Raw genomic sequence first — 12,099 nt, forward strand, 5'->3', positions numbered from 1 at the left:
ATGAACCTCCGCACCACACTCACCCAGCGCCAGATACAGACCCTGCGCCTGACCCCGGCGCTGCGCACGAGCCTGTCGCTTCTGCGGATGCCCGCGGCCGATCTGGTCACCGAACTGCACCGCGCCGCAGCCGAGAACCCGCTGATCCGGCTGGCCGAGGACGCGCCTGACAGATCCGGGGGCTGGGTCGGGGCCGACACGCTTGCCGCCCCCGACCCGCTGGGCGAAAGGCTGCGCCGCCAGATCGCGCTGATGCCGCTGGACTCGGCTATTGCCGCCATCGCCCGGTTCCTGACCGGGGATGTCGACGATCACGGCTATCTCGACGCCGAAGCCGCCGCCAATGTCGAGGCGATGGGCGCAGCACCCGAACAGGCCGCGGCGGCAATCGCCGCGCTGCAATCCTGCGAACCGGCGGGCGTGGGGGCGCGCAGCCTGGAGGAATGCCTTGCCCTGCAATTGCGCGAGCGCGGTTTCGACGAGGACGAGGCGCGCGCCGCCTGCGCCCGGCTTGACCTGCTGGCCGAGCGGCGGCTGGACGAACTTGCCGCCCTGACCGGGATCGGGGCTGCGGTGCTGCGGGCCATGGCCGACGCCCTGCCCGGCCTTACCCCCCGGCCGGGCGACGGGATCGGGGACGAACCGCTGCCGCCCGTGCCGGAAATCCTGGTCGAGGACGGGCCGGACGGTCAGTTCCGCGTGACCCTCGACCGGCACACCCTGCCGCAGGCCGAACTGGACACCGACCTTGTGCAGGGGCTGGGGCGCGGGGCCGCGCCGATGCGCGAAAGCGCCCAGGCGCTGATCCAGGCGCTGCGCTTTCGCGAACGCACGCTTGAGGCCGTCGCCCGCCTGATCCTGTCCTGCCAGCACCGCTTCTTCAGCGATGGCCCCGAGCATCTGTTGCCGATGACCCGCGCCGAGATGGCGCGCGCGCTGGGGCTTCACCCCTCGACCGTGGGCCGCGCGCTGTCGGGCAAGGCGCTGTCCTTTCGCGGTGCGGTGCATCCGCTGTCGCTGTTCGTCTCGCCCGCGCTGCCCACCACCGGGGCGCGCGGGGTCACCGCCTTTGCCGCCCAGCGCCGCATCCGTCGCCTGATCGAGACCGAACCCCCCGACGGCATCCTTTCCGACGCCGAGATCGCAGAGTTGCTGCAACGCGAGGGCGTTGACATCGCCCGGAGAACTGTCGCCAAATACAGGCAATGCCTGACCATTCCGTCATCCTTCGAACGCAGGAGGCGAAAGGGGCGCAGCGGATGAAGCCCGCCCCGAACCCCGTTGACCCCGCGGTGCCCCGGCTTTAACGGGGTGCAACCCTGCGACAGGCAGGCAATCTCAGGAGGCAAGATGCTGTATCAGATCAGCGGCAAACAGATCGACATCGGCGAGGCGCTGCAAACCCACGTCAAGGACGAGCTGAACGCGGCCGTGAAGAAGTATGCCGAGCGCCCGACCGATGCGAATGTGGTCTTCTCGCGCAATGCACATGAATATGTGTGCGAGGCCACGGTGCATCTGTCGACCGGCCTGACCGCCCAGGCCAAGGCCCACGCCACCGAGATCTATGCCGCCTTCGACAGCTGCTGCAACAAGATGGAAAAGCAGCTGCGCCGCTACAAGCGCCGGCTCAAGGACCACCACCGCGACCGCGCCGAGCCGATCGAGCTGATGCAGGCGTCGTCCTATATCCTGGCCGCCGCCGAGCATGAGGACGAGGCCGAGCCCGAGACCCTGCAACCGATGATCATCGCCGAGATGGAGACGCAGATCCCCTCGATGTCAGTCGGCGAGGCGGTGATGCAGATGGAACTGGCCGGCAAGGATCTGCTGGTCTTCCGCAACGAAAAGACCGGCAAGATCAACGTCGTGCATACCCGCGACGACGGCAATGTGGGCTGGATCGACCCGTAAGACGCAGCCTGCCCGGCGCACCCAGCGCCGGGCGCGGCACTACAGAAGCGAGAGGCACATGCAGCTTTCGACCCTCCTGAAACCCGAGGCGGTGCGCGTCTTCGGAACGATGTCCAGCAAGAAGCGCCTGTTTCAGGAACTGGGCGAGGTCGCGCATACCGTCTACGGGCTGTCGGCCAGCGAAGTCGTCGACGCGTTGCAGGAACGCGAAAGCCTTGGTCCGACCGGCGTGGGGCATGGCGTTGCGCTGCCCCATGCCCGGCTCGCCGGGCTGGACAAGGTGCAGGGCGCCTTTATCCGGCTGGAGAAACCGATCGACTTCGGCGCGGTCGACCGGATGCCGGTCGATCTGATCTTCGGGCTGTTCGCGCCACAGGATTCGGGCGTCGACCATCTCAAGGCGCTGGCGCTGGTCTCGCGCACGCTGCGCGACGCGACGGTGTGCGGCAAGCTGCGCGCCAATACCGATCCGGCGAAACTGCATGTTCTGCTGACCGAGGCCCAAGCCTCGCAGGCAGCCTGAGCTAGACGGACCAGGCACCATAGCCAAGCCGCTCGTAATCCCGCGCATAGGCATCGCGGGCGGCGGCCTCGATCTCGGCATCGCAGATCGCTGACAGCGGGACGGGGCCATCCTCGGTCTCTGGCGGGGGCAGGGCGGGGGCGGTGGCCCCCACTTGCGCGGCCAGCATGGCAAGATCGGCCTCCAGCCGTTCTGCGCGCAGCACCATGTCGGGCAGAACGGTTTCGGCAAAGCCCTCGATCACGCGCGTCTGCGAGGCCCAGCTGGCATCGACCCGCAGCCCGGTCTGCCCCGCCAGATTGCCCTTGAGAAACCGCAAAAAGCCCAGGAATGCCTCCCGGTGCGCGGCCGCGTCGAAAGCCGGCCCGGGCGCGGCTTCGGGCAGCGGCACGCCGTAGCTGTCGCGCAGCGCGGTACGGATCACCGGGAAACTGCCCGGCCCGGTCGGCAGGATATGCGCGACAAAGGCCGCATGGGCGCGCCTCAGCGGATGCGACACGACGCTAAAGGCGCGGTGCCCGGGTGTCTGGCGCTGCCACTGGCGCAGCGTCTTCTGCGTGAAGCCGCGGCGCAGCGCATCGGTGCCCGTACCGTCAAGCGCGGCCAGCCATGCCTCGACCCGCGCCACCGGCCCGCCCCGGATCGGCAGGAACAACAGCGGGCTTTCGGGCGCCGCGACATGACCGGGCACCGCCGGGCCGCGGCGCGGCTCGAAACAGGGGGTACGCGACAGGTCGAACCGGTCAAGCGGGCCCAGCGCGGCCTCCATCTCGGCGAAGTTCACGACCTTGGCGGAAAGCGGCTCGGGGTTCTGTTTCTTCAGCCGGTCCGAAACGGTCTCCAGCCGCGCCGCGACGCCAAGAAAGCGCAACAGCCCGTTCAGCACCGCGACATCGCCGATATCCTCGTAGGCCAGATGGAACGCCGTCTGCCCACTGGTCTGAAGCGCCCGCAACAGCCGCAGCTGAAAACCCTGAAGCCGGTCAAGGTATTCGGCGAACTCGGCCGCGTCAAAGCGCACGCGGGCGCGGCGCGCATGGGTCGCGTCGGTCAGCCGCCACTGTCCGGTTTCCCCGGCAATCTTGCGCGAAACATAGCTGTCGGCCGGGTTGCGGGTCAGCACGATCTTGGCGCAGCGCCGGTCGTCCAGCACCCGCGCCAGCACCCGCGGATCGTGGTCGTGGAAAAACCGAAAGCCCGCCAGCCCCGGACTTTCCCGCCGCATCGCATCCAGCAGACGGCCCGGATCGCGGTCGCGCGCGGCCTGATCGACGCCGAACAGTGCATGCCGCCCCTTGTGGCCGACGAAATGCGGGTTGAACGCCTCGCCATGACAGGCCAGCCCCGGCACCGCGTTCAGGTTCTCCTCGAGAAAGTTGGAGCCGGTGCGCATTTCGGCCAGAACCACGAAACTGTCGAAAGAGGCGGCGGCGCACATGCTACTGCACCAGATAGGGCCTGCGCGGCCGGGCAGGGGCGGCGCGCACGCCATCGTCGGCGGGGAAATCGCCCATCAGATAGGGTTTCATCCCCTGGTTCTTAAGGGTCTGAAGGAACTGGCCGAAGCCCGTCAGATCGGCCAGCCGCGGCGCTTCGGTCAGGCGGCGCTGGGCGCGCGGCGCGATCTCGTCGATCAGGATCTGCAAGGGCTCCATCGGGTTGAGCACGAAATCGGCCATCGTCCAGATCCGCACCCGCGCACGGGTCTGCGGCGCGCGCAGGATGTCGAGATGCCGCGCCTCGGTCCGTTGCAGAAGTGCTGCGCGCTTGCGCAGATCGACAAAGCTTTGATGCGAGTGGAACAACGGCACCGCCCAGGCGCCAGTTATGACCGAGATCTGCGCGTTCGGATCGCGGGCCAGGAACCAGCCGATCTCCTGCCGGTCGCCGGGGCCGAACTGAAAGCATTGCCGCTCGCCGCGGGTGTTCCAGACAAGGTTGGTCAGAAAGGCCCGGGGCGCGTGATCGCGCAGTGCGGCGCTGTCGGACAGCCCGCCATTGAACACCGTCTCGCCATCCGCGAATTCGGCCCGTTCGGGGTGAAACAGATGGCCATGCACCCGCGCGCCCACCATCCGGCCCAGCCAGTCCTCGAAATCCTCGAACAGCTCGGAGAACCCTTCGAAGACCGAATAGGGCGCCGAGGTCGGGCCGTTTTCCCATCCCTCGCGCGGGAAACGGCTTTGCATGTAAAGCCCCGCACGGCCCCGGGTGCGCCGCTCGACCGCCTTGGAGAACAGCCGGTCTATGCGCGCCGGGTTCGGCTCTGCCCGGTTCATCCCGGCGGTCCCCGGCCCGAGAAAGGTATCGTAAAGCAGGTTTGCCTGGGGCCAGGCCTTGCGCGCGACGAAACAATCCGAACGTCGCAGCAATTCGAGGTGATCGTCGTAGAAGATATGCGGCTTGCCCTGGAAATCGAACTTAGACAACGTCAGCGAGCGGCTTTCGATCCGGGTGGAATGCCTGCGCACCAGCGTCTGGAAGTAGCATTCGTCCGGGATCCAGACGCGGCGGAAGTAGCGCATATGGCCGGTCCGCGCGGGATCGTTCAGGATAGCGGTCAGGGTCTGGCGCGTCAGGCACCACCATTGCGAGCCAAGATGCGGCTCTAGCCCCACGGGGATCCGGCGGCGAAACCCGACCTGCCGTTGCAGCCGCACATAGCCGTCGAACAACCGGCGATGGCGCTTCCAGGCAAAGGGAAAGCGCAGGGTGAACCGTTCGCGCCCCAGCCCTCCCACGATCCAGTCCACCTCGTCGGCGGTGACCGATTCGATGAAATCGGTGCGCGGCCGTTCGGCCAGATAGCTGCGCAACTCGTCGACCGGGCGCAGCGGCAGGCAGGATCCCGAGACAAGAAAGACATGGCTGAGTTCGGGAAACTCGTTCAACGCCATCCGCGTGCCCGTGATCGTGGCCGCCACGATCGACCATGTGCCCCATTCGCAGCGGTGGCGGCGGCAGAACCGGACATTGGCCAGCCCGGTCAGCGCGGCTGCAAAGGCGCGGGTCTCGGCACGCGGCACGCGGCGGTCGACATGGATCACCACGGGGCAATCGCGTTCGGCCCAGTGCCGCGCCACCGCGGCGGCGCGATCCAGCGCGGTGTGGACCAGCATGACGAACCCGACGCTCATGCCCAGTTGCCCTTGGACATCAGGCCCAGGATTTCAAGCTGGCGCCAGCCCATGTATTTCTCGGACCACTTGCACCACAGATCGGGATGATCCTTGAGCCGCGCGTGATAGGCCCGGTATTCGTGACCGCCCGCGTAATGCTGGCGGCGGGTCATTTCCTCGGCGGCCTTGTCGACAAAACAATCCAGGAACTTGGCATGCAGCAGAACCCCGCACGCCTTTTCGCCGCCCCATTCGTCATGCACCAGGTTCAGCCCGCGCGGCAGCAGCATATGGGTCGAACTGGTATAGACATAGCCGCGCTGCCAGCGGACCAGCGGGATCTTGTTCAGCGCGGGGGCGCGATCCGGCCGGTCGGCAAAGAACACGCGCGCGCGTGGGCCGCCCTGAATCCAGAGGTTGCGATACCTGCCGTTCCTGTGAATCGTGTAGTTACCGCTGTCGAACCAGGACGCGATTTCGAACGGGTTCTGTCCCTGGCGATAGGGCACCGCGTCGATCGGACCCTTGGGATACATGTCGAGCAGCATCGCCCCGAAGGACCGGATCGCCGCGGTGTCGAGCCAGTCGCAGAGCGCCGGGATCGAACGGGTGTCGCAGAACGGGTAGACAAGGAATTCGTCGACATCGACGCTCAGCGTCCAGTGGCCATGCCCATGGCGCATCAGCAGCCAGTTCAGCCAATCGACGCCGAAATGAGCCTTGCGATAGCTGGCCCGCGTCGACCAGACCGAAACATCGGGCTGATCCGCCAGATACTCACGCGAGCCATCGTCAGAACCGTTGTCCACGATCAGGAAATGGCCGATGCCGTGGCGGCGGTAATAATCCAGGAAATAGGGCAGGCGCACCGCCTCGTTGCGCAGGACGACAAAGGCCAGCACGTCCGACGGCCCGATCCGGCCCGTCCGGTCGGCCACGCGCGACAATTGCCAGCGCCTGCGGCGCGCGCGCAGCTTCCACAGCTTGCGTTCGATGCGCATGTGATATGAGGACAGCGCGCCCAATCCGCCTCCGGCAAATGTCCACCCCTCGGGGTGGTGTGCATTGCCTAGCGGAAAGCGGCTAACCGACGGTTAAGGCGGACAAATGCGACTAGTCCCAGCGGCCGCGCGACATGATCCCCAGCGCCTCGAGCTGGCGCCAGCCCTGGTAGCGGGTCGAGGTGGGGGACCATAGATCGGGATTGCCGATGAGGGCGTCGTAATAGTCCTCGTAAAGCGAGCTGTTGGCGAAATGCTCGCGGCGGCGCTTCTCCTCGCGGGATTTCGCGACGATCGAGGGCAGGAACTTGGTGTGCAGCAGCACGCCCGAGGGCACATCGCCCGCCGCGCGGCCGCGCACCCGGTTCAGATGGGTCGGCAGCGCCGAATGGGTCGAGCTGACATAGACATAGCGCCGGTTCCAGCGGATCAGCGGGGTCTTGGACAGCGTCGGCGCACGCTCGGGCTCGGCGGCGAAGAACACACGCCGCCGGACGCCGCCACGGACCAGCAGGTTTCTTTGCGGCGGCTGGTACTTGGTGACGATATTGCCCGCATCGAACCAGTCGATCACGTCAAGCGGGTTCTGCCCGGGCTGATAGCTGCGATCCGCCAGCGGACCCTTGGGGTAGAGGTCCAGCATGATCGCGCCGAAGGACGGGCGGCGCGCGGCATCGAGCCAGGCGGTCAGATCGCGCAGGTCGCGCGTGTCATGGTGGGGATAGACCAGCAGTTCATCGGCATCCAGCGTCAGGCACCAATGGCCATGACCATGCCGAATCATCAGCCAGGCCAGCCAGTCCATCCCGAATCGCGAAAGCCGGTAGCTGTGCCCTGTCCGCCAGAGCGAGACATCGGGCCGGGCGGTCAGCAGGTCGCGCGTGCCGTCCGTGCTGTCATTGTCGACGATCAGGAAATGCGCAACGCCCTGCCCGCGGTGGTGGTCCAGGAAATAGGGCAGCCGCTCTGCCTCGTTGCGGACGGTGGCAAAGCACAGGATGTCGTTCGGGCGGATCGCGCCGGTGCGGTCGGCCACGGCGGCCAGTTGCCCGCATTTGCGCAGCGCCCGGAACAACAGCCGCCGCCGCATCCAGCGCATGCGGCAGGCGGCCCAAAGACCGCGCAGATCGGGGAACGGGGCATGGGATGCCTCGTCCCCTCCGGCGGCAAGCGGAACCTCGGCGAGATGCACGCGCCCCCGCGGCTACTGCGCCGCCTCGCGCATGGCGACGAGATCCACGAGGTAATCCATCAACTCGTCGCGAAGCTCGGGCCGGGCCATGGCAAAGGAAACCGTCGCCTGAAGGAAACCCGCCTTCGAGCCGCAGTCGAAGCGCTGTCCCTTGAAGCGGTAGCCATAGACGCCCTGGCCGTCGATCTCGGCGGCGATGGCGTCGGTCAACTGAAGCTCGCCACCAGCCCCCAGACGGTTGTGCCGAAGATTCTGGTCGAGATTGTGCAGCACGCGCGGCGTCAGGATGTACCGGCCGATCACGGCAAGGTTCGAAGGTGCCTCCTCGACCTTGGGCTTCTCGACCATGCCCTTGACCAGCACCCTGTCGCCAAGGTCGCGGCCGACATCAAGGATCCCGTAGGCCTTGGTCTTCTCGCGCGGGACTTCCATCGTGGCGACCATGTTGCCGCCCGATTCCTCGTAAGCCTCGACCATCTGTTCAAGGCACGGTGTCTCGGCGGCGATCACGTCATCGGGCAGGATCACGGCGAAGGGTTCATTGGCGATCAGACGGCGGGCGCACCAGACGGCATGGCCAAGCCCCATCGGCTTGTGCTGGCGGATATAGGCGATCGCCCCGCTTTCCATGTCGGTGCTGTTGAGCAGCGCCAGCAGGTCGGTCTTGCCGGCAGAGCGCAACGCTTCTTCGAGTGTGGGCGAATGGTCGAAGTAATCCTCAAGCGCGCCCTTGCCGCGAGAGGTGACGAAGATGAACTCCTTGATCCCGGCGGCGCGGGCCTCGTCGATCGCGTACTGGATCAGGGGACGGTCCACGAGGGTCATGATCTCTTTCGGGATCGACTTCGTGGCGGGCAGAAAGCGCGTCCCCAGCCCTGCAACGGGGAAGACGGCTTTGGTTACCTTACGCTTCATTCGCTCAATCGCTCTTATCTGGTTTGGTTTCTCATGTCCGCGACGGCCCACTTCCCACCGGACCAATGTAATGCATCAAGATCGTATCAGAAAGGTTATACGAGCCGTGAACGCATACCCCCTTCCCCTAGGGAAACAAGGCGGCCCGCATATCGGTATCTGACACCGATCGGCGGAGGCATGCCTCATCTTCCGGGTATTGGGCCGGATTCCGCCGAACCGGGCAACATGGCCAAACGGACAGTTCGGCTTTCGCCCGCTCAGTCCAGCCCCATCCGGGCCATCATCGCCTCGATCCGCGGCACGTCTTCGGGGTTGTTCAGTTCCCAGAACTCGCGGCCGCGCGCCTCGACCTCGACGCAGAGCACCGGGCGCCCGCGTTCGAGGAAGCGAAGCTGTTCCAGCCCCTCAAGCGTTTCCAGCGGCCCCGGCGGCCAGTGCGGATAGGCGGCCAGCGCCGCGGGGCGGTAGGCATAGACGCCGACATGGTGAAAGACCGGGGTCGGATCGTCCTCGCCATAGCTCTGGGCCGTGAAGGGAATCACCTCTTTCGAGAAATACAGCCCATGCCCCTGCTGGTCGAAGACCGCGGTGGTGCCGCCCACCCGGCCCGCGCGGCGGTCGGCCAGCAGTGCGGCCAGCGCGCGCCCGTCGCAGCGCAGAACCGGCGTCGCAATCTCGGCCTCGGGATCGGCGGCAAGCCCGGCAACCAGCGCCTCGATGAACCAGGGCGGGGTCAGCGGCGCGTCGCCTTGCAGGTTGACCACGATCTCGAACCCGCCGCCCAGAACCGCGACCGCCTCGGCCACCCGTTCGGTGCCGTTGGCGCAGCTTTCCGAAGTCATCACCACCTCGGCGCCGAATCCCTCGGCCGCATCGCGGATGCGTGCATCATCGGTTGCCACCACCACCCGGTCGATTCCCGCAACCGCCTGCGCCGCCCGCCAGGACCGCTCGATCAGCGTGCGGCTTTCGCCCGAGGCACCCCTGAGCGCGACAAGCGGCTTGCCCGGATAGCGGCTGGAAGCATGGCGCGCGGGGATGACGACGAGAACCGCCATCAGGCAGGCCGCAACGCGACGCCCGGCGCATGGGCGATGAAGAAGGGATTCGCGTAGCCGGGCTTGCCATAGGTCAGCGGGCTGTGATCGTCGAAGCGCACCACACACCCGCCCGCGCCCGTCAAAACCGCATGGCCCGCGGCGGTGTCCCATTCCATCGTGCGGCCGAGCCGCGGGTAAAGATCGGCCTCGCCACAGGCCAAAAGGCAGAATTTCAACGACGATCCCGCGCTGGTCATGTACTTGACGGCGTAATGGGCGATGTAGTCGTCGGTTGCCTGGTCGCGATGGGATTTCGAGGCGACCACGATCAGCGCGTCATTGTCAGGCGCCGCAACCGAAAGCGGCGTCAGCGGCCCCGCTGCATCCAGATCGAACGGCCCGGTTTCCTCGACCGCGCGGCCATCGGAGGTGGTGTAGAAAAGCCGCCCCTTGGCCGGGGCATAGACCACGCCGCGCACCGGGACGCCGTTCTCGACCCAGGCGATGTTGACGGTGAAATCGCCGCGGCGCTGGACGAATTCCTTGGTGCCGTCCAGCGGATCGACGATCAGGAAATCGCGCGCGGTCAGGGCATGGCTTGCGGCCTGTTCCTCGGTCACGATCAGCACGCCGGGAAACGCCTCGGCCAGCGCGGCCGAGATCAGCGCGTCGGCGGCCTCGTCGGCCTCGGTCACGGGGCTGGAATCGGACTTGGCGCGGACCTCGAAATCATCGGCGCCATAGACCTCCATGATCCGTTCCCCGGCCAGAAGCGCAGTTCGCCGCATCACGTCTTGAAGCATGTGATAGTCCAAGCCAGGCTCCTTCGGGCGCGGATCGTAAGGAAATCGCAAGGCCCTTATGCTTGGCTCTCCGGGGAACGGCAAGGGCGGCCAGCGCCCGCGCCCTGTGGACAAGGCCATGTTTCAGGACAGGACACCGCGAACCCGGACCATGGGCGGGCTGCGCCTGCTGGCGCTGATCTATCACGGCAGCGTGCGCCATGTGCGCAAGGGCCACGGCAACGCCCTGGTCGGTCTTGTGACGAATATCCTTCAGGCGGTGATCTTCGTCGCCGCCTTCTATCTGATGTTCGAGTTGCTGGGCATGCGCGGCGCCGCGATCCGGGGCGATTTCCTGCTCTACCTGATGTCCGGCATCTTCCTGTTCATGACCTTCAACAAGACGATGGGGGCGGTGATCGCATCCGAGGGGCCGGCCTCGCCGATGATGCAGCACGCGCCGATGAATACCATCGTGGCCATCGGATCGGCGGCGTTCGGCACACTCTACATCCAGATCCTGTCGATGGTCGTGGTCGGATTCATCTACCACGCAGCAGTGACCCCCATCACCATCGACGATCCGGTTGGCGCGATGGCCATGGTGCTTCTGTCCTGGTTCGCGGGGCTGTCGATCGGGATGGTGTTCCTGGCGATGAAACCCTGGGCGCCGGGCTTTGTCGGGCTTGCCTCGACGATCTTCCAGCGGCTGAACATGATCGCCTCGGGCAAGATGTTCGTGGCCAACATGCTGCCCGGCTACATGCTGGCCTTGTTCGACTGGAACCCGCTGTTTCACTGCATCGACCAGGCGCGCGGCTTCACCTTCATCAATTACAGCCCGCATTTCACCTCGATCAGCTACCCGTTGCTTGTCAGCCTCGCGCTGATCATGATCGGCCTGATGGGCGAGTTCTACACGCGCAAATTCGCGTCCGCGAGCTGGTACGCCCGCCGCTAGGGCGCTGCGATGGCGGCCCGCAGGGCAGGCCCCGTCACCGAAAGGGGGCGGAGGCTGCTCGTCCCTCCGCCCCCGGCGCGGGGCCTCATCCCCCGCGCCCTGCTCGAACCGTCGCCTCAGCGGCGCCGGCCCTCGACCCGGTAACCGGCATTCTGAAGACAGCTCAGCCTGTAGGCATCGACGCTGCCGCGCGGGCCGCGCACCGAGATTTCGCAGCGGTCGGGCAGGCGGCGGATGCCCTCGTTGCGCAGGCAGCGTTCGGTGACGATACGCTCGGACCCGCGGCGGGTGTCTACACTGCGCACGCAGCTTGCCGGGATCACCCGATGGCGGTCATGGCCGCGCGGGCCGTACCAGCCTGCGGCCTGGTTCGTCTCGACCCGGTTCGCAGAGCGGCGGTTGCTTTCCAGCTTGTCGACGATCACATAGACCGCCGCCGCACCCAGCAGGATCTTGGCCAGATCGTCCGCCGCACGGGCTGGCGCGGCCGCGACCGGCGTCAGCGCGATGGAGGCCGCGAGCAGGGGGGCAAGGAAGAAGCGGGGCATGGTCGTGGTCCTTTCCTTTTGGCGCCGGGGCGAGTCGGCGGAACCGCGGCCCGCCCGGCCTTGCGATGGATCGACCATCCGGCCGGGCCGCGCTGACAGGC

The 12,099-nt window shown here is 66.7% G+C and carries 12 protein-coding genes; 4 read left to right on the forward strand and 8 right to left on the reverse strand.

Annotated elements, in window-relative coordinates; translation table 11 throughout:
* The 3 genes from GH815_RS02270 (at position 1) to GH815_RS02280 (ending at position 2,437) form a co-directional block, all read left to right on the forward strand.
* On the forward strand, positions 1-1,263 hold the full coding sequence (locus tag GH815_RS02270; protein ID WP_170290277.1) for an RNA polymerase factor sigma-54: 1,263 nt from the start codon (positions 1-3) through the stop codon (positions 1,261-1,263).
* A gap of 87 nt (positions 1,264-1,350) precedes the next feature.
* Positions 1,351-1,914: a ribosome hibernation-promoting factor, HPF/YfiA family gene (gene hpf / locus GH815_RS02275; protein ID WP_153747117.1), complete on the forward strand. Its 564-nt coding sequence runs from the start codon at positions 1,351-1,353 to the stop codon at positions 1,912-1,914.
* 58 nt (positions 1,915-1,972) lie between these two features.
* Positions 1,973-2,437: a PTS sugar transporter subunit IIA gene (locus GH815_RS02280; protein ID WP_153747118.1), complete on the forward strand. Its 465-nt coding sequence runs from the start codon at positions 1,973-1,975 to the stop codon at positions 2,435-2,437.
* 1 nt (position 2,438) lies between these two features.
* Here the strand turns inward: GH815_RS02280 and GH815_RS02285 are convergent, their stop codons facing one another.
* From GH815_RS02285 to cysQ, 7 genes are all read right to left on the reverse strand, one after another.
* A complete protein-coding gene (locus tag GH815_RS02285) occupies positions 2,439-3,875 on the reverse strand; it encodes a nodulation protein NodH (RefSeq protein ID WP_153747119.1) in 1,437 nt (478 codons plus the stop codon).
* Position 3,876: 1 nt separating this feature from the next.
* A complete protein-coding gene (locus GH815_RS02290; RefSeq protein WP_153747120.1) occupies positions 3,877-5,574 on the reverse strand; it encodes a DUF5927 domain-containing protein in 1,698 nt (565 codons plus the stop codon).
* Positions 5,571-6,557 (reverse strand): glycosyltransferase family 2 protein, encoded by a 987-nt coding sequence (locus tag GH815_RS02295; protein ID WP_153747121.1) that lies wholly within the window; start codon positions 6,555-6,557, stop codon positions 5,571-5,573. Before GH815_RS02295 ends, GH815_RS02290 begins: the two co-directional genes overlap by 4 nt.
* A gap of 112 nt (positions 6,558-6,669) precedes the next feature.
* Positions 6,670-7,656: a glycosyltransferase family 2 protein gene (locus GH815_RS02300; protein ID WP_153747251.1), complete on the reverse strand. Its 987-nt coding sequence runs from the start codon at positions 7,654-7,656 to the stop codon at positions 6,670-6,672.
* Between the two features lie 105 nt (positions 7,657-7,761).
* Positions 7,762-8,664: a UTP--glucose-1-phosphate uridylyltransferase gene (locus GH815_RS02305; RefSeq protein WP_153747122.1), complete on the reverse strand. Its 903-nt coding sequence runs from the start codon at positions 8,662-8,664 to the stop codon at positions 7,762-7,764.
* Between the two features lie 260 nt (positions 8,665-8,924).
* Positions 8,925-9,725: a 3-deoxy-manno-octulosonate cytidylyltransferase gene (locus GH815_RS02310; protein ID WP_153747123.1), complete on the reverse strand. Its 801-nt coding sequence runs from the start codon at positions 9,723-9,725 to the stop codon at positions 8,925-8,927.
* Positions 9,725-10,510, reverse strand: a complete 786-nt coding sequence (cysQ, locus tag GH815_RS02315) for a 3'(2'),5'-bisphosphate nucleotidase CysQ (protein WP_407072158.1) — start codon at positions 10,508-10,510, stop codon at positions 9,725-9,727. Before cysQ ends, GH815_RS02310 begins: the two co-directional genes overlap by 1 nt.
* A gap of 118 nt (positions 10,511-10,628) precedes the next feature.
* Here cysQ and GH815_RS02320 point away from each other — a divergent pair, with 118 nt between their 5' ends.
* Positions 10,629-11,450, forward strand: a complete 822-nt coding sequence (locus GH815_RS02320; protein ID WP_153747125.1) for an ABC transporter permease — start codon at positions 10,629-10,631, stop codon at positions 11,448-11,450.
* 116 nt (positions 11,451-11,566) lie between these two features.
* Here GH815_RS02320 and GH815_RS02325 read toward each other — a convergent pair whose 3' ends face one another.
* Positions 11,567-11,998 (reverse strand): hypothetical protein, encoded by a 432-nt coding sequence (locus GH815_RS02325; RefSeq protein ID WP_153747126.1) that lies wholly within the window; start codon positions 11,996-11,998, stop codon positions 11,567-11,569.
* Positions 11,999-12,099: the final 101 nt, after the last annotated feature.

Source organism: Rhodovulum strictum (genome assembly GCF_009649175.1).
In the GTDB taxonomy this organism is placed as follows: domain Bacteria; phylum Pseudomonadota; class Alphaproteobacteria; order Rhodobacterales; family Rhodobacteraceae; genus Rhodovulum; species Rhodovulum strictum.

Coding starts and splice junctions, on each gene's coding strand:
- hpf (WP_153747117.1), top strand. CDS start 1,351: ATGCTGTATCAGATCAGCGGCAAACAGATCGACATCGGCGAGGCGCTG.
- GH815_RS02325 (WP_153747126.1), bottom strand. CDS start 11,998: ATGCCCCGCTTCTTCCTTGCCCCCCTGCTCGCGGCCTCCATCGCGCTG.
- GH815_RS02290 (WP_153747120.1), bottom strand. CDS start 5,574: ATGAGCGTCGGGTTCGTCATGCTGGTCCACACCGCGCTGGATCGCGCC.
- GH815_RS02320 (WP_153747125.1), top strand. CDS start 10,629: ATGTTTCAGGACAGGACACCGCGAACCCGGACCATGGGCGGGCTGCGC.
- GH815_RS02270 (WP_170290277.1), top strand. CDS start 1: ATGAACCTCCGCACCACACTCACCCAGCGCCAGATACAGACCCTGCGC.
- GH815_RS02280 (WP_153747118.1), top strand. CDS start 1,973: ATGCAGCTTTCGACCCTCCTGAAACCCGAGGCGGTGCGCGTCTTCGGA.
- cysQ (WP_407072158.1), bottom strand. CDS start 10,510: ATGCTTCAAGACGTGATGCGGCGAACTGCGCTTCTGGCCGGGGAACGG.
- GH815_RS02305 (WP_153747122.1), bottom strand. CDS start 8,664: ATGAAGCGTAAGGTAACCAAAGCCGTCTTCCCCGTTGCAGGGCTGGGG.
- GH815_RS02285 (WP_153747119.1), bottom strand. CDS start 3,875: ATGTGCGCCGCCGCCTCTTTCGACAGTTTCGTGGTTCTGGCCGAAATG.
- GH815_RS02310 (WP_153747123.1), bottom strand. CDS start 9,725: ATGGCGGTTCTCGTCGTCATCCCCGCGCGCCATGCTTCCAGCCGCTAT.
- GH815_RS02300 (WP_153747251.1), bottom strand. CDS start 7,656: ATGCGCTGGATGCGGCGGCGGCTGTTGTTCCGGGCGCTGCGCAAATGC.
- GH815_RS02295 (WP_153747121.1), bottom strand. CDS start 6,557: ATGCGCATCGAACGCAAGCTGTGGAAGCTGCGCGCGCGCCGCAGGCGC.